Origin of the sequence: Pseudomonas syringae group sp. J309-1 (assembly GCF_032582135.1) — a bacterium.
Taxonomy (GTDB): Bacteria; Pseudomonadota; Gammaproteobacteria; order Pseudomonadales; family Pseudomonadaceae; genus Aquipseudomonas; species Aquipseudomonas quasicaspiana.
In genome coordinates, this window is record NZ_JAWHNU010000042.1 from 46,343 (window position 1) to 62,563 (window position 16,221).

Genomic DNA, 16,221 nt, shown 5'->3' on the forward strand with positions numbered 1-16,221 from the left:
CACTCTCAACGCCTTGAACACGTTATCCGGACGTTTCACCCAGGAAGGTTTAAAGGCTAGTCAATGGGCTCAATACTCAAGCAAGAAAAATTTCTCCTGCTCGCGATCATCGCGACAGTTGTCGCCTACGTGTTCGAGCATTCGTTCCTCAATAACGGGCAGGGCGTTGCGCTGACGGCGGGGATTGCGCTGGTAGGTTTTATCGTCTGCGCGTCGTTGCGCGTGGCTCACCATGCGGAGTTGCTTGCAGAGAAAGTCGGCGATCCCTACGGCACCATGATCCTCACCCTTTCGGCGGTGCTGGTCGAAGTGGTCATCCTGGCGATCATGATGAGTAATGAACCGTCGCCAACATTGGTGCGCGACACGATTTACTCGGCAGTGATGCTCGATATCAATGGCATCCTTGGTCTGGCTGCCCTGATGGGCGGTATCAAGCACGGCGAACAGTCCTACAACGACGATTCAGCCCGCACGTACAGCGTGATGATTCTCACCGCGATGGGCGTTTCCATGGTGGTTCCCGAGTTCATCCCCGAAGGCGACTGGAAGCTGTATTCGGCGTTCACCATTGGCGCGATGATCCTGCTTTACACCTTGTTCCTGCGCATGCAGGTCGGGCCGCACAGCTACTTTTTCAGCTACAGCTATCCAGAGAAAAAGAAGCGCAAGGATCAACCTGAAGCCGAGAGCGAACCGGTCAATCTGACGCTGTCGATCGGGATTCTGATGCTGGGCGTGGTGGTGATTGGTGCACTGGCGGAAGTCATGTCCAAGACCGTTGATCTAGGGCTTGAAGGTACTGGCGCACCGCCGGTCATGACGGCGATTCTGGTGGCGGCCATTTCTGCGGCACCGGAGATTCTGACTGCATTGCGCGCTGCTTTGGCAAACCGGATGCAATCGGTGGTGAATATCGCGCTGGGTGCGTCGCTGTCGACCGTGATCCTCACCGTACCCGTCATGGAAGCCATGGCACTTTACAGCGGCCAACCGTTTCAAATGGCAATGACCCCGGTGCAGACCGTGATGATTTTCATCACCCTGCTGGTGAGCGCAATCAACCTGAATGATGGTGAAACCAACGCGATAGAGGGCATGACCCACTTTGTGTTGTTCGCGACGTTCATCATGCTGTCGTTGTTGGGGTTATAGCGCTTTCTTGAAATAACGCACCACTGGCTGAATATGTTGGAGCGAGGCTTGCCCGCGAAGGGCGATGATGCGGTCGTTCTGGTAGAACCCAGGCGTATCATTCGCGGGCAAGCCTCGCTCCAACAGGAACGCGTTGATCAGCCGCGAATCAACTCTCGCGCTGCCTGGCTGTGATCAGCAATCAACCCCTTCAGATCGAGCCCTTCGACCTGACCATCAATCACTCTCCACTGGCCGCCAATCATCACCCGATCAGCACGATCAGCGCCGCACAACAGCAGCGCCGATAACGGATCATGGCTCCCGGAAAAGCGCAGTTCATCCAGCTTGAACAGTGCCAGGTCCGCCTGTTTACCGACTGCCAGCTCACCTATGTCGCTACGGCCGAGTAACTGCGCCGAGCCCTTTGTTGCCCAGCCAAGCACCAGCTCGGGTGTGATTTTTTCTGCGCCATAACGCAGACGTTGCAGGTACAGCGCCTGCCGCGTTTCGAGGATCATGTTCGAGGCGTCATTGGAGGCCGAGCCGTCTACGCCAAGCCCCAACGGCGCGCCTGCTGCGATCAGATCCAGTGTCGGGCAAATGCCGGAAGCCAGGCGCATGTTGGAGCTCGGGCAATGACAAACACCGGTGCCTGCTGCGCCCAGTCGGGCGATTTCGTCAGGGTTGAAATGAATGCCGTGGGCCAGCCAGGTCCGCGGCCCCAGCCAGCCAACGCTGTCGAGATAATCCACCGTGCGCAGGCCGAAACGCTGCAGGCAGAAATCTTCTTCGTCGAGGGTTTCGGCCAGGTGCGTGTGCAGGCGCACGTCGAGCTTTTCCGCCAGCGCTGCGCTTTCACGCATGATCTGCGGCGTGACTGAGAAGGGCGAGCAGGGCGCCAGTGCGATCTGGATCTGCGCGCCGGCGCCACGCTGGTGATAGCGCTCGATCAGGCGCTGGCTGTCTTCAAGAATCACCTCTCCCTGCTGCACGGTTTGTTGCGGCGGCAAACCTCCATCGTCTTCACCCAGGCTCATCGAGCCTCGGGTGAGCATGGCGCGCATTCCCAACTCACGGACGCTTTCAACCTGAACATCAATGGCGTGTTCCAGCCCGTCCGGAAACAGGTAGTGATGATCCGCTGCTGTGGTGCAACCCGACAGCAGCAGCTCGGCCAGTGCGACTTTGCTGGCCAGCGCGAGCTTCTCGGGAGTCAGCCTCGCCCAGACCGGATACAACGTCTTCAGCCACGGAAACAAAGGCTGGTTGACCACCGGAGCCCAGGCACGGGTCAGGGTTTGATAAAAATGGTGATGGGTGTTGATCAAGCCCGGCAGCAGCACATGCTCGCGGGCGTCGAATACTTGGTCGCACGGGCTGGCGGGTTGCTGACCCACGCCGAGCATTTCGACGATGACACCGTTTTCAATCACCAGACCGCCTCGGGCATCAAGGGCATTGGCCGTGAAAACAGCGAGGGGATTTTTCAACCAGATACGGATCGCAGGCATCGTGCCGGCTCCTCTGAAAGACAGGTTCAGGTTAGCCAGCTCAGTGTTGCCCTGTCTGCTGATCCAGGGTCGCCTGCGCTTTGCAGCGTCGGCGAGGCCGAGATTCTACCTGTGAACCCCGGCAGGAGCCAACTTGTTGGCGAGGGTGATATACGCGCTTATTCAGGTCTGCGCCTCGCGAACAAGTTGCTCCTACCGGCTAACGCCGTGCCAGGTAGGAGGCAACTTGTTGGCGAGAGGGTTATGGGCGGTGATGCAGGTCTGCCGCCTCGCGAACAAGTTCGCTCCTACCCAGACTGTGTGAAAACCCTTAGACAAAAACAAACTGCGCGCGCTCACGTGAAATCTTTAAAAGTTTGTGTGGGTCACAGACCTCAAACTCACGTAGGAGCGCGGTTTTTTGAGCGTTTTTTAGCCAGCTAATTGGCTCGTGAGGTTTTCACACAGCCTGTACCGGTTAGCGTGGTGCCAGGCGGTCGCTGCTACAGAGGAACGTTCCGATTCTGATAGCTATTTCACCACGGAATAGTTTCGCCCTTGTAGTCCACAAAATGATGTCCGCCTTTACCCGCATAGGCCACGAGCTGTTCCACCAGCCCGCTAGTGCTGGTTTCAACGTCGATAGCCGCACCTTCGCCGCCCATATCGGTTTTCACCCAGCCCGGGTGTAAAGACAAAACGGTGGGGCGAGGTTCTGGCAACTGCAGGACGAAAGTGTTGGTCAGGGAGTTGAGGGCCGCTTTGCTCGCCTTGTACAGCGAAGCATCTGCCCCGTCCGGACAGGTAACGCTGCCAAATCTGGAACTCATGAAAGCCAATACACCTGTAGTGGGCCGGATCTGCTGAACGAGGCGTTCAGCCAGCCGGATAGGTGCTATAGCGTTAGTGAGGAACAATTGAGTCAGTTCCGCCGTGGTGACCTGCTCGGCACTTTGTGGCCTCGGCCCCATGATCCCGGCATTGATGACCAGCGCATCGAAGACTTGCCCGTCCAGTTTGTTTTTCAGAGCATCCAGAGATGCGACGTCATCCAGATCAAGAGTCTCGATACGGACGCCGGATATTGCTTTGAGATCAGTTGCTTTTTGTGGATCGCGAACGGTGGCAGTGACGTTCCAGTTTTGTTCAGTCAGCCGTTTGACCAGTCCCAGGCCGATGCCACGAGAGGCGCCGACGATCAGTGCAGTTTTTTGAGTGGACAAGAGTTTTCTCCTTGAAAAGTTATCAGGGGCTCAGCGGGCAGCACTGGCCCAGACGATTCTGTAACTCGATGCGCAGTTCGCCGAGTTCAGCGATGCGTGTCTCAATCAGCACGAGTTTGTCCCGAAGTAATTGAGCAATGGCCAGGTCTGGCGCTGGAGCCTTCCAGAGTTCGGCAACGCTGTGTCCGATTTCGTTCAGGCTGAAACCCAGGCGCTGCGCGGTTTTGATGAACTGCACCAGTTGCACCATCTCCGCAGGATAGTGCCGATAGCCGTTATCGCTGCGTTGCGCTGCAATCAAACCACGCTGCTCATAAAACCGCAGAGTGTCGCGGCTGACCGCGGTGGCTTGAGCCAATTCACCAATGCGCATTTTTCCGTTCCTTGGGGTTGACCCTGGAGCGTACTCCAGCCTTTAGCCTGTTGGAATATTAAATCCTCTGGAGCGTTTTATGTGGCAACCGCAACACTATAGGCAACTGGTTCGTGCCAGTGGCTGGTACGACCTGATCGTCACAGCTGCTTTTGTAACACCATGGAGTTTTGTTGCATTGCATGGGCTTTTATCCAGTGTGAGCCAAGCCTGGAATGTTCCCGGCGCGCTGCCACCGTTCGAGCCCATGCATATGTTGATGGCCAACTTGTTGGGTTCGATTGTTTGCGTGTGGTCAGTGCTTCGGATTCGCGATCCGCAGATGGTGTTCGGACGTTACGACGCGGCAGGTCGACTGCTCTTCGCGACGTGGCAGGCCTATGCCCTGATGCAGGGAGCAACGTGGTTGCTGGCGGGATTCCTGATCATGGAAATGATGTGGGCGGTGTTGCAGCTGTGGCCGGTTCGCCCGATTAACCAGCGACTGTAGGAGCCCACGAGCACGGCGAGGCGGCGATAGCGGTGTTTCAGGCCGAACGCTATCGCGGCCTCGCGGTGCTCGTTGTGTTCCTACAGCATCATTTTTTTCAGCGCTGCGTTAATGCCCCGCCTGCCAGGGCTGTCCTAGCGAAACCGGGGCATAAAGACGCGTGCGCAGGGCATTGCGCGACAGCAGCACCAACACGACGATGGTCGCGACGTAAGGCAGCATCGCCAACAGGTTGGACGGGATCGCCAGGCCGATACCTTGCGCCACCAGATGGAGGATGCTGGCGAGGCCGAACAGGTACGCACCCAACAACAGGCGCCACACTCTCCAACTGGCGAACACCACCAGCGCCAGGGCGATCCAGCCACGACCGGCACTCATGTTTTCGGCCCACATCGGCGTGTACGCCAGAGACAGGTAAGCCCCGGCCAGTCCGGCCATGGCGCCACCGAACAGCACTGCTAGAGTTCGCACGCGCAGCACCGGCAAGCCCATGGCGCTGGCTGCGTCCGGGTTCTCGCCAACGGCCTGAATGATCAATCCGACGCGGCTTTTCAGCAGCGTCCAGGCCACGAGGGCAAACAGCGCGAAGGACAGATACACCAGAATGTCCTGAGCAAACAGCATGCGGCCGATCAACGGGATGTCGCTCAAGTAAGGGATCAGAATTGGCTCGAAACCTTGCAGCGGTTTACCCACCCAGGCTGCGCCGACGAAGCTCGACAAACCAACGCCAAAGATAGTCAGCGCCAAACCTGTTGCGACCTGATTGGCATTGAAGACCAGCGCCACCACCGCGAATAATCCCGACAGCAGCATGCCCGCCATCATCGCCAGCAGCACACCGAGCCACAGGTTGCCGGTGGTCAAGGCGATGATGAAACCGATCACCGCACCGAACAGCATCATGCCTTCTTGCCCAAGATTGAGGACGCCGCTTTTTTCGCAGATCAATTCGCCCAGTGCGACCAGCAGCAGCGGAGTCCCGCAACGCACCATGGCGAAGAAAATATTGCTCAGCAGATCGATATCCATCACACAGCTCCCGTGGCAGCGGGTGCCATCTGACGTTTGGCCCAGCGCGCATTCAGGCGTGGGCGATAGAGAATCAGCACATCGCAGGCCAGCAGGAAAAACAGCATCATGCCTTGAAACAGCTGTGTGATGGCTTGCGGCAGGTTAAGAGCCATTTGCGCGTTTTCGCCGCCCAGATAGAGCAACGCCATCAGCAAGCTGGCGAACAGAATCCCGATTGGATTCAGGCGGCCGAGAAAGGCCACGGTGATCGCTGCGTAGCCGTAACCCGGCGACACTTGCGGTACTAGCTGACCAATGGGCCCGGCGACTTCGCTTACCCCGGCCAATCCTGCGAGGCCGCCGCTTATCAGCAAGGCCAGCCAGACCAGACGTTTTTCGCGAAACCCGACGAAACCTGCAGCTCGTTTATCCAGCCCCAGCACTTTGATCTGGAAACCGACAAAGCTGCGTTGCAGCAAAACCCAGACTGCGACCAAAGCCAGCAAGGCGAAGTACACACCGGCATGCACGCGGCCGTCCTCGGTCAGCAGTGGCAAGCGGCTAGCGTCACCAAACATCGCTGACTCAGGGAAATTCATCCCGGCAGGGTCTTTCAACGGTCCATGCACGAAGAACAGCAGCAGGTTCAGCGCGATGTAGTTGAGCATGATGCTTGTCAGGATTTCATTGGCATTGAAATGGGTGCGCAGCCAGGCGGTCAAGCCCGCCCATGCCGCGCCACCGAGTGTGCCAACCAGCAGAACCAGCACCAGTGCCCAGCGGCTTTCCATGTCGATGATATTGACTGCCAATGCGCTGCCAGCCAGCGCGCCCATCAACAATTGGCCTTCGGCACCGATGTTCCAGATACGCGCCTGGTAAGCCACTGCCAAACCCAGCGCGCAGAGCAGAATGGGCAGCGCCTTGACCATCAATTCGGATACGCCATACCAGTCGCTGACCGGTGCAATCAGCAACGTATGCAGAGTGAGCAAAGGGTCCAGACCTAGGGCGATAAACAGTAATGAGCCGCAGATCAGGGTCAATACAGCGGCCAGCAGCGGCGAAAACCACAGCATGGCCCGCGATTGTTGCCCGCGCGGTTCCAGAGAAAGCAGCATCGGAAACTCCGTTAATTAAGCGCGGCGGCTTGGAATTGAGGTTGAGTGCCGGGCGGTGCATCGAATTCACCGGCCATCCAGCCGCCGACCTGCACGGGCGAGGTCTGCCCGGTCGGTACAAGAGGGGAGAGCCTGCCACTGCTCAGCGCGGCAAGGCGGTCGCTGATCTGGAAGAGTTCGTCGAGATCTTCGGAAATCACCAGAATCGCTGCGCCCGCATCGCGCAAGGCAATCAACGCGCGATGAATCGCTGCGGCGGCCCCCACATCGACGCCCCACGTTGGATGCGCGGCGACCAGCAGTTTCGGGTTCTGCAAGATCTCGCGGCCCAGAATGAATTTCTGCAAGTTACCGCCGGACAGGCTTCGAGCGGGCGCTTGAGCGTCCGGAGTTTTCACTGCGAAGCGTTTGATGATTTCATCGGCCAGGCTTCGGACCTTGCCGCGTTGGACCAGGCCCTTGCTGACCAGTCCTTGCTGAAATGCCGTCAGCAGCGCGTTATCGCTTAGGCTCAAGTCCGGCACCGCGCCGTGCCCGAGTCGTTCCGCTGGAACAAACGCCAGGCCGTTTTTACGCCGTGCATCGGGACGTAGATGACCAACGTTCAAGTCTGCAAAGCGAATACTGGATGACAGCGAGTCGCTTACTGTTTGTTCGCCGCTGAGCAGGGCCAGCAGCTCGTCCTGACCATTACCTGCGACGCCCGCAATGCCGACGATTTCGCCGCTGCGCACTTCAAGATCGAGATTGACCAGAGAGCAACCGAACGGATCGGGGTTATGCCAGGAGAGTTTTTCCACCTGCAGGAACGGTTTATGCCCCGCGACTTTTGGATACTGCGCGGTCAGGCCTTCAGCATCGCCGACCATCAACCGCGCCAGCTCCAGATCCGAACATTGTGCCGGAATACAGTGGCCGGACACTTTGCCGCCGCGCAATACCGTCGCGCTATGACACAAGGCGCGGACTTCACCCAGCTTGTGACTGATAAATAGAATGCTGCAGCCTTCAGCGGCCAGGCGGCGCAGGGTGACGAATAGTTCGTCGGCTTCCTGCGGCGTCAGCACTGAAGTCGGCTCATCGAGAATCAACAGGCGGATGTCCTGCATCAGGCAACGAATTATCTCGACTTTCTGCCGCTCGCCGATCGACAGGCTGTGGACAAGTCGTTGCGGCTCGACCGCCATGCCATAGCGTTGGGAGACTTCACGGATTTTGGGTTCCAATTGCTTTGGCGTACCGGCCGCGCCGCCCATCGCCAGCGCGATGTTCTGAGCTACGGTCAGGGTTTCGAATAATGAGAAATGCTGAAACACCATGCCAATGCCCAGGCTGCGGGCCTGGGCTGGGTTACGCATTTTCAGAGCCTGTCCCTGCCAGACGATTTCGCCTGAATCGGGCTGCGTCACGCCGTAGATGATCTTCATCAAGGTGCTTTTGCCTGCGCCGTTTTCGCCGAGCAGGGCGTGGATTTCTCCGGGGGCGATATTCAGGTCAATGGCATCGTTGGCCAGGCAGCCGGGATAGCGCTTGCTGATGGCACGCAGCTGCAGGCGTGCAGATGTCACAGGGTTTGGCATGACAGGCTCAAGGTAAGAGGATCGCCTGTGGATAAAGCAATTTCCTGGCCAGGCAGTCAGGTTTTTGCGGGTAAATGCTGATTTGCTTGTAACGACGATGCCGCAAGAGCGATAGGGTGGCTCCAGTGGTGCAACTGATCGCCAGCATCGGCACCAGATCAGGGCGTTTCGGACATTGAATGATTCAATTTCGACCAGCCTGTCTGAGTAAAAAACATACAGTCGCTGTCGAGTCAGGCAACTCCGGCGTCACCGCAACCCTTGCACCTGTTATCCACAGGTTCCTCCACAGTAAATGTGTGCAAGCGCAAAAGTGCGATATAAGCGGGCAGTCGCTAGTAGCGTCTGACGATAAGAGATTGTAAGGCGCTGTTTTAACGATGCTTTTCGCGGTATGTGACAGTTTTGTATAAAAAGTAATCAATTGGCTGAAAGCTAAGCGTGGCAAGGCTTGCGGCGGCATGTACTCAGCTTGTCCACAGCCGGATGCACAGTAAATGTGTGCAGTCCGAGTTCGCACTCCCGCGACATCGCGCAGATCTGTGGGAGCCGAGCTTGCTCGCGATAAGGTAGGACGCGATCCAATGTGAACCGCGTCCAGCTTCATCGCGAGCAAGCTCAGCTCCCACAGGTCCTACTGGATTGCGGGCAAACAGAAGTCTCCCGAATGGGCCTGCATGTGGCGCACCACAACGCGACATCATTCCCCGTCTTTACTCAATACAATCCGGCCCCGGCTCAAATCCGCCAACTGCCGCTGCAGCACTTCGACCTGCTCGGGGCCAACCGCGATCGCAAGGTCCACTCCATTAGCCGTGAAGTCTTCGTTCTGCACCAATCCGTTCAATTCGGCGACCCGCAATTTGACCAGCGCCAGTTCGCTGAAGCTGCACGACAGGCTCAATGGCACCCGAGTAACCAACGCTAGACGCTCAGCCTGTTGCAGGCATTTATTGGCACCGCCGCCGTAGGCCCGGGCGAGGCCGCCGGTACCCAGTTGAATGCCGCCGTACCAGCGAATCACCAGCACCACCACCTGATCAAATTCCTGGGCTTCAATGGCGGCCAGAATCGGTCGTCCTGCTGTGCCGCCAGGTTCGCCATCGTCATTGCTGCGGTATTGATCGGCCAGTTTCCAGGCCCAGCAATTGTGAGTCGCGTTGAGGTCGCTGTTCTGCTCGATAAACGCTTGTGCGTCGGCGGCACTGGAGATGGGCGCGGCTAGGGTGATGAAGCGGCTCTTGCGAATCTCTTCGCGAAATTCGCAAGGGCCTACCAGAGTAAAGGGCATGCGGGGGTTCCAGCTGTAAACAGATGTCGCCAGTTAAGCGCCTGGAGGCGTCAGGCCGCAACCCTTGAGGATGATGCGAATCAGATTATCGCCCGCAACTTCCATGTCTTGCTTGGTCAAGCGAGTGCGTCCGGTCACTTGGCAAATTTGCGTAGCAAAGTCGGCGTAATGCTGAGTGCTGCCCCACAACAGGAAGATCAGGTGCACCGGATCCACAGGGTCCATTTTGCCTGCGTCGATCCACGCCTGAAAAACGGAGGCGCGCCCTTGAAACCAGGCTTGGTAATCCTGGCTGAAATACTGGTTGAGGCATTCGCCACCACTGATGATCTCCATGGCGAAAATCCGCGATGCCTGAGGCTGACGACGCGAGAACTCCATTTTGGCTCGAATGTATCGGCTCAATGCCAGAGCCGGATCGTCCTCGACGGTCAGGTTGTTGAAGGTGCTGTCCCATAACTCGAGGATGTTGCTGAGTACCGCGACGTACAGCCCGAGTTTGTTAGTGAAGTAGTAATGAAGGTTGGCCTTGGGCAGCCCGGCGTTCAGCGCGATGGTATTCATGCTGGTGCCTTTGAAACCGTGGCGAGCGAACTCGTCTTCGGCGGCTTTGATAATGGCCTCTTCATTCTTCTGACGAATGCGACTGGCAGGCTTGGTGCCGTGACTACTGTGCGCAGGGACTTCAAGGATCATGGGGCCGTTCCGGACAGATCATGGGGATACAACACTGAACACCTGACCCAATCAGGTGTTCAGCATTATCAGTAGTTAGTGTGTCGATGGCTCAGCTTCGGTTGCAGATTCTGTACCCGCAACGCTTGTCTTGTCCTCCGGCAATAACAGGCACATCACAATGGCGGTGATGCCGCCGCTGGTGATTGCCGAGTCGAACAGGTTTTGTACCAGTTTAGGCAGGTGATGCAGCAATGCCGGTTGGGAAGCGATGCCCAAACCAACGCCAAAAGACGTTGCAATGATCAGCATGCTGCGCCGATCCAGCGGTGCCTGAGCCAGAATGCGTACGCCCGCAGCAGCAACGCTGCCGAACATGACCAGAGTCGCTCCACCCAGTACGGGTTTTGGGATTTGTTGCAGCAAAGCGCCAATGGTCGGGAACAGGCCGAGCATGAAGAGGACTGCGCCGATGTACAGACCGACATAACGACTGGCCACGCCGGTGAGCTGAATCACACCGTTGTTTTGCGCGAAAGTCGTATTGGGGAAGGCACTGAAGGTTGCAGCGATCATGCAACTGAATCCGTCGCCCAATACGCCACCTTTAAGCCGGGCAATGTACGTGGGGCCGCTTATGGGCTTTTTAGCGAGCATGCAGTTGGCGGTCAGGTCGCCGACTGTTTCGATGGTGCTGATCAGATAAATCAGCGCGACGGGCAGGAAAGCTGTCCAGTCAAAGGCGAAGCCGAACCTGAACGGGACGGGCACGCTGATCAGGGGCAGGTCGCCAACGGAATGAGGAATCAGCTTTCCACTGAACCACGCTGCCAGACTGCCTGCTGCGAGGCCGATGATGATCGCCGACAGGCGTATCCAGGGAGTATTTGACCGGTTGAGCAGAATGATAACGACCAGCACAAAACCGCCCAACGCCAGGTTCAGCGGTTCGCCAAAGTCTGGAGCGTTGAAACCACCGCCCAAGTCCGTCACCCCTACTTTGATCAAGCTGACGCCGATCAGGGTGATCACGATGCCGGTCACGAGCGGCGTGATGACTCTGCGCAGTTGGCCAATGAAGCGACTCAACACAATCTGCACCATCGCACCGAAAAAGCAGACCCCGAAAATCATCGCCAGAATGTCTTCAGGACTCCCGCCGCGTTGCTTGACCAGAAAGCCCGCAGACAAGACTGCGCCGAGAAAAGCAAAGCTGGTGCCTTGCAGACAGATCATCCCTGCGCCAATTCCGAATGGCCGACGTGCCTGGATGAAAGTGCCTACGCCTGAAACCATCAATGCCATGCTGATCAGGTAAGGCATGTAGGCGCCCAGCCCCAGTGCGGAACCGATGATTAACGGCGGTGTAATGATGCCGACGAAACTGGCGAGCACGTGTTGCAGCCCAGCAAGTATGGCCGGTAGTGGCTTGGGCCGATCATCGAGGCCATAGATCAGATCGCTGCTGGGTGAGGCGTCGGGCTGCATGTGGTGCTCTCGCGGGTCGTTTGATACAACCACTGTGCAAAAAGCTGTCCAAGTGCTCAGGTTTTCTATGGTTAGCACGTGGCCGATGTTTGTAGGCGCGCGCTTGCCCGCGATTGGGTGGTCAGGCGCAAAATTCGTTTAATGATCTGGCGCCATCGCGGGCAAGCGCGCTCCTGCGGGTTGGTGTGTTTTAGCAGGGCGTCATGTCTCAACGTGTAGCAGCCAGTGTCTGCAGAAAACTTTCCAGCACCAAATGAGGGCGGCGTCCTTTGCGGGTTACCGACACCAGGCTTAGATCATAGAAGCGCGATGCAGATTTCAATGAGCGCAGTCGACCCTGTTGCACCCAGAAACTCGCATAGTGATCCGGCAAATAGCCGATGTAACGCCCGGTCAGGATCAAAAACGCCATGCCTTCCCGGTCCGACGCGCTGGCGGTGCAATTGAGCGCCTGATAATGGGCCTGAATCTCTGCTGGTAGTCGGAAGGTCGGCGCAATGGCGTCCTGTTCTGCAAGACGCCCGTCATCCAGCGCAGCATCCTCCATATAGAAAAGCGGGTGGCCCACCGCGCAGTAGAGCAGCGAGCGCTCGCTGTACAGCGGCTGATATTCAAGGCCCGACAATGCACTGGCTTGAGGAACGACACCCACGTGCAACCGACCGTCGAGTACGCCTTGTTCCACTTCATTGGGCGCAATCATGCGGATGTTGATGTGCACATCAGGCCCGCGCTCTTTCAACTGAGCCAGTGCGTGCGTGATGCGCATGTGGGGGAGGGTGACCAGATTGTCGGTCAGGCCAATGTTCAACTCACCACGCAGATGCTGGTGGAGGCCGTTGACCTCAGTGCGGAAACTTTCTAGTGCGCTCAGTAGTTGCAACGCCGACTGGTAAACCTCCCGGCCTTCTTCGGTAAGCGAAAATCCGGCACGTCCACGTTGGCAAAGGCGTAAGCCCAGGCGTTGCTCCAGATCACTCATTTGCTGGCTGATGGCCGAGCGTCCTATGCCGAGTGCGCTTTCGGCGGCAGAGAATCCTCCCGACTCAACTACGCTTCGAAAGATGCGCAGCAATCGAATATCAAAATCGCTGACTTGTGCCAGTGGGTCGGGGCGACGGCTGCTCATAGTTTAGTCATCGGCTAACTGAAGATCGTAAAAGTTGAGTTTTTCCGACTTTATCCCCGTGGCACCGTAGCTGCATCAAGTATTTGCAGTCACTCAACCGCCCAGCGCTCCAGCGAGGTCCGTTTCGATGAACAGTTTCGAGTCGTCCGAGATGTCTATTGCCAGCCAATTGAAGCTTGATGCTCATTGGATGCCTTACACCGCCAATCGCAATTTCCAGCGTGATCCGCGCTTGATCGTCGCGGCGCATGGCAGCTATCTGACAGACGACAAGGGACGCAAGATCTACGATGCGCTTTCTGGTCTGTGGACCTGTGGTGCGGGTCATACGCGCAAGGAGATTCAGGAAGCTGTCTCCAGGCAGTTGGGCATTCTGGACTACTCCCCGGGCTTCCAGTTTGGTCACCCGCTGTCCTTTCAGCTTGCTGAAAAAATCACCGAGCTGACGCCGGGCAATCTGAATCATGTGTTCTACACAAACTCAGGTTCCGAATGTGCCGACACCGCCGTGAAGATGGTGCGCGCCTACTGGCGTTTGAAGGGGCAGGCAACCAAAACCAAAATGATCGGCCGTGCGCGTGGCTATCACGGTGTAAACATTGCGGGCACCAGTCTCGGTGGGGTGAACGGCAACCGTAAGATGTTTGGCCAGTTGATGGACGTGGATCACCTGCCGCATACCTTGCTGGCCAGCAATGCCTATTCGAAAGGCATGCCGGAGGCGGGCGGTATTGCTCTCGCGGATGAAATGCTCAAGTTGATCGAGTTGCACGATGCCTCAAACATCGCTGCAGTCATCGTCGAACCAATGGCCGGTTCGGCCGGTGTGATTGTGCCGCCTCAGGGCTACCTCAAGCGGCTGCGGGAAATCTGCGATCAGCACAACATCCTGCTGATCTTCGACGAAGTCATTACGGGCTTTGGTCGCACCGGCTCAATGTTTGGCGCAGACAGCTTTGGTGTGACGCCTGATCTGATGTGCATTGCGAAGCAAATCACCAACGGTGCGATTCCGATGGGGGCCGTGATCGCCAGCAGTGAGATCTATCAGACATTCATGAATCAACCGACGCCTGAATACGCCGTTGAATTCCCGCATGGTTATACCTACTCCGCGCACCCGGTTGCGTGTGCTGCTGGTCTCGCAGCGCTTGATTTACTGCAGCGGGAAAATCTTGTGCAGCAGGTTGCTGAAGTGGCACCGCATTTCGAAAGCGCACTGCATGGCATCAAAGGCACAAAGAACGTCGTCGACATTCGTAACTACGGCCTGGCTGGCGCTATTCAGATTGCGCCGCGAGATGGCGATGCGATCGTTCGCCCATTCGAGGCGGGCATGAAGCTCTGGAAAGCTGGTTTCTATGTACGTTTTGGCGGCGACACCTTGCAGTTCGGACCTACTTTCAACAGCAAGCCGCAAGACCTGGATCGTTTGTTCGATGCGGTTGGCGAAGCGCTGAATCAGATCGACTGATAAACCCTTCTATATAGGTGACAGGCGCGGATTCGTTCGCGCCTGCTTTGGAGTCATTTCATGAGCACCATTCAACATTTGATCGACGGCCAACTGGTCGGCGATAACGGCCGTACTGCCGACGTGTTCAATCCGTCGACCGGTCAGGCTATCCATAAGGTTTCGTTGGCCAGCCGCGAAATCGTTCAGCAAGCGATTGATTCAGCCAAGGCAGCGTTTCCCGCCTGGCGTAATACTCCTCCGGCAAAACGCGCCCAAGTGATGTTCCGCTTCAAGCAACTGCTGGAGCAGAACGAAAGTCGTATCGCGCAACTGATCAGCGAAGAGCACGGCAAAACGGTTGAAGATGCCGCGGGCGAACTCAAGCGTGGTATCGAGAACGTCGAATACGCCTGTGCCGCGCCGGAAATTCTCAAGGGTGAATACAGCCGTAACGTAGGGCCGAACATTGATGCCTGGTCCGACTTCCAGCCTTTGGGTGTCGTCGCCGGTATTACCCCGTTCAACTTCCCGGCGATGGTGCCGTTGTGGATGTACCCGCTGGCGATCGCTTGCGGTAACTGTTTCATCCTCAAACCGTCCGAGCGTGATCCAAGCTCCACGCTGCTGATCGCACAATTGCTGCACGAAGCCGGTCTTCCTAAAGGCGTACTCAATGTCGTCCATGGCGACAAGGCTGCGGTGGATGCTCTGATCGAAGCTCCGGAAGTCAAAGCGCTGAGTTTTGTGGGTTCAACGCCGATTGCCGAGTACATCTATAAAGAAGGCGCTGCGCGCGGTAAACGAGTGCAGGCCTTGGGTGGCGCGAAAAACCATGCGGTGCTGATGCCGGATGCTGACCTGGATAACGCGGTCAGTGCGTTAATGGGCGCTGCTTACGGTTCGTGCGGCGAGCGCTGCATGGCGATCTCGGTGGCCGTATGTGTGGGTGATCAGATTGCTGATGCGCTGGTCGCCAAACTGGTGCCGCAAATTGCCTCCCTGAAAATCGGTGCCGGTACAACCTGCGGGCTGGACATGGGGCCTCTGGTCACGGGTCAGCATCGGGACAAAGTCAGCGGCTATATAGAAGACGGCGTGCAAGCGGGCGCCAAACTGGTTGTTGATGGTCGCGGCTTGAGTGTTGCCGGTAATGAAGATGGCTTCTTTATGGGCGGTTGCCTGTTCGACCAGGTGACCCCAGAGATGCGTATCTATAAGGAAGAGATCTTTGGGCCGGTGCTGTGCATCGTGCGAGTTGCCAGTCTTGAGCAGGCCATGCAACTGATCAATGATCATGAGTACGGCAATGGCACCTGCATCTTCACTCGAGACGGAGAAGCTGCACGTTTGTTCTGTGATGAGATTGAAGTAGGCATGGTCGGGGTCAACGTTCCACTGCCGGTGCCGGTTGCCTACCACAGCTTCGGTGGCTGGAAGCGTTCACTGTTCGGTGACCTGCATGCCTATGGGCCGGATGGGGTGCGTTTCTATACGCGGCGCAAGGCGATTACCCAGCGTTGGCCGCAACGTGCGAGCCACGAGGCGTCGCAGTTCGCCTTTCCTAGTCTGTAAGACGTCTTGGAAGAGGGGTGAGCCGTCAGGCTCACCCCTTTGTTTTATGGGGTTTCAGAAAGATATGACAATTTAGTGAAATTAAGGGTTGACGGACTCTCTAATCTCTCTATAATTCGCACCTCTTCTGGCGCAGACAGAACGAAAAACTCCTTGATAATCAATGAGTTGGACGATTC

14 protein-coding genes are annotated in these 16,221 nt (G+C 57.1%); 4 read left to right on the top strand and 10 right to left on the bottom strand.

From position 1 onward, the window contains the following. Window positions 1-63 precede the first annotated feature (63 nt). Window positions 64-1,155 (top strand): calcium:proton antiporter, encoded by a 1,092-nt coding sequence (locus RX972_RS20270; RefSeq protein ID WP_027898103.1) that lies wholly within the window; start codon window positions 64-66, stop codon window positions 1,153-1,155. Window positions 1,156-1,292: 137 nt separating this feature from the next. On the opposite strand, the gene RX972_RS20275 is transcribed toward RX972_RS20270, so the two are convergent. From RX972_RS20275 to RX972_RS20285, 3 genes are all read right to left on the bottom strand, one after another. Beyond that, the gene (locus RX972_RS20275) at window positions 1,293-2,648 is read right to left on the bottom strand and encodes an 8-oxoguanine deaminase (RefSeq protein ID WP_099269470.1); all 1,356 of its coding nucleotides are present in this window, start codon (window positions 2,646-2,648) and stop codon (window positions 1,293-1,295) included. A 515-nt stretch (window positions 2,649-3,163) separates the two neighbouring features. Then, window positions 3,164-3,850 carry an SDR family oxidoreductase gene (locus RX972_RS20280; RefSeq protein WP_316877892.1) on the bottom strand — a complete coding sequence of 229 codons (687 nt, stop codon included), beginning with the start codon at window positions 3,848-3,850 and terminating at the stop codon, window positions 3,164-3,166. Window positions 3,851-3,872: 22 nt separating this feature from the next. Further along, on the bottom strand, window positions 3,873-4,223 hold the full coding sequence (locus RX972_RS20285; protein WP_316877894.1) for a MerR family transcriptional regulator: 351 nt from the start codon (window positions 4,221-4,223) through the stop codon (window positions 3,873-3,875). 79 nt (window positions 4,224-4,302) lie between these two features. Here RX972_RS20285 and RX972_RS20290 point away from each other — a divergent pair, with 79 nt between their 5' ends. Then, the gene (locus RX972_RS20290; protein WP_316877895.1) at window positions 4,303-4,713 is read left to right on the top strand and encodes a hypothetical protein; all 411 of its coding nucleotides are present in this window, start codon (window positions 4,303-4,305) and stop codon (window positions 4,711-4,713) included. 108 nt (window positions 4,714-4,821) lie between these two features. Here the strand turns inward: RX972_RS20290 and RX972_RS20295 are convergent, their stop codons facing one another. The 7 genes from RX972_RS20295 to RX972_RS20325 form a co-directional block, all read right to left on the bottom strand. Further along, window positions 4,822-5,748 (bottom strand): ABC transporter permease, encoded by a 927-nt coding sequence (locus tag RX972_RS20295; RefSeq protein ID WP_316877897.1) that lies wholly within the window; start codon window positions 5,746-5,748, stop codon window positions 4,822-4,824. After that, on the bottom strand, window positions 5,748-6,851 hold the full coding sequence (locus RX972_RS20300) for an ABC transporter permease (RefSeq protein ID WP_027901274.1): 1,104 nt from the start codon (window positions 6,849-6,851) through the stop codon (window positions 5,748-5,750). Before RX972_RS20300 ends, RX972_RS20295 begins: the two co-directional genes overlap by 1 nt. A gap of 11 nt (window positions 6,852-6,862) precedes the next feature. Then, complete coding sequence (locus tag RX972_RS20305) at window positions 6,863-8,431, bottom strand: ABC transporter ATP-binding protein (protein ID WP_316877900.1); 1,569 nt, start codon at window positions 8,429-8,431, stop codon at window positions 6,863-6,865. A gap of 700 nt (window positions 8,432-9,131) precedes the next feature. Further along, complete coding sequence (locus tag RX972_RS20310) at window positions 9,132-9,722, bottom strand: IMPACT family protein (protein ID WP_027901272.1); 591 nt, start codon at window positions 9,720-9,722, stop codon at window positions 9,132-9,134. A 33-nt stretch (window positions 9,723-9,755) separates the two neighbouring features. Next, the gene (locus RX972_RS20315) at window positions 9,756-10,418 is read right to left on the bottom strand and encodes a TetR/AcrR family transcriptional regulator (protein ID WP_027901271.1); all 663 of its coding nucleotides are present in this window, start codon (window positions 10,416-10,418) and stop codon (window positions 9,756-9,758) included. 75 nt (window positions 10,419-10,493) lie between these two features. After that, window positions 10,494-11,885 (bottom strand): nucleobase:cation symporter-2 family protein, encoded by a 1,392-nt coding sequence (locus RX972_RS20320; RefSeq protein WP_316877902.1) that lies wholly within the window; start codon window positions 11,883-11,885, stop codon window positions 10,494-10,496. Between the two features lie 208 nt (window positions 11,886-12,093). After that, a complete protein-coding gene (locus RX972_RS20325; RefSeq protein WP_255879700.1) occupies window positions 12,094-13,014 on the bottom strand; it encodes a LysR family transcriptional regulator in 921 nt (306 codons plus the stop codon). Between the two features lie 127 nt (window positions 13,015-13,141). On the opposite strand from RX972_RS20325, the gene RX972_RS20330 reads away from it, so the two are divergent. Together RX972_RS20330 and RX972_RS20335 are read left to right on the top strand one after the other, a co-directional pair. After that, window positions 13,142-14,488, top strand: coding sequence for an aspartate aminotransferase family protein (locus tag RX972_RS20330; RefSeq protein ID WP_122707117.1), 1,347 nt, complete (start codon window positions 13,142-13,144; stop codon window positions 14,486-14,488). 60 nt (window positions 14,489-14,548) lie between these two features. Continuing rightward, window positions 14,549-16,042, top strand: a complete 1,494-nt coding sequence (locus RX972_RS20335) for a CoA-acylating methylmalonate-semialdehyde dehydrogenase (RefSeq protein ID WP_316877906.1) — start codon at window positions 14,549-14,551, stop codon at window positions 16,040-16,042. Window positions 16,043-16,221: the final 179 nt, after the last annotated feature.

Excerpts from the sequence above, each read along its gene's own strand:
- RX972_RS20270 (WP_027898103.1), top strand. The coding sequence starts at position 64 with ATGGGCTCAATACTCAAGCAAGAAAAATTTCTCCTGCTCGCGATCATC.
- RX972_RS20275 (WP_099269470.1), bottom strand. The coding sequence starts at position 2,648 with ATGCCTGCGATCCGTATCTGGTTGAAAAATCCCCTCGCTGTTTTCACG.
- RX972_RS20285 (WP_316877894.1), bottom strand. The coding sequence starts at position 4,223 with ATGCGCATTGGTGAATTGGCTCAAGCCACCGCGGTCAGCCGCGACACT.
- RX972_RS20290 (WP_316877895.1), top strand. The coding sequence starts at position 4,303 with ATGTGGCAACCGCAACACTATAGGCAACTGGTTCGTGCCAGTGGCTGG.
- RX972_RS20295 (WP_316877897.1), bottom strand. The coding sequence starts at position 5,748 with ATGGATATCGATCTGCTGAGCAATATTTTCTTCGCCATGGTGCGTTGC.
- RX972_RS20300 (WP_027901274.1), bottom strand. The coding sequence starts at position 6,851 with ATGCTGCTTTCTCTGGAACCGCGCGGGCAACAATCGCGGGCCATGCTG.
- RX972_RS20305 (WP_316877900.1), bottom strand. The coding sequence starts at position 8,431 with ATGCCAAACCCTGTGACATCTGCACGCCTGCAGCTGCGTGCCATCAGC.
- RX972_RS20310 (WP_027901272.1), bottom strand. The coding sequence starts at position 9,722 with ATGCCCTTTACTCTGGTAGGCCCTTGCGAATTTCGCGAAGAGATTCGC.
- RX972_RS20315 (WP_027901271.1), bottom strand. The coding sequence starts at position 10,418 with ATGATCCTTGAAGTCCCTGCGCACAGTAGTCACGGCACCAAGCCTGCC.
- RX972_RS20320 (WP_316877902.1), bottom strand. The coding sequence starts at position 11,885 with ATGCAGCCCGACGCCTCACCCAGCAGCGATCTGATCTATGGCCTCGAT.
- RX972_RS20325 (WP_255879700.1), bottom strand. The coding sequence starts at position 13,014 with ATGAGCAGCCGTCGCCCCGACCCACTGGCACAAGTCAGCGATTTTGAT.
- RX972_RS20330 (WP_122707117.1), top strand. The coding sequence starts at position 13,142 with ATGAACAGTTTCGAGTCGTCCGAGATGTCTATTGCCAGCCAATTGAAG.
- RX972_RS20335 (WP_316877906.1), top strand. The coding sequence starts at position 14,549 with ATGAGCACCATTCAACATTTGATCGACGGCCAACTGGTCGGCGATAAC.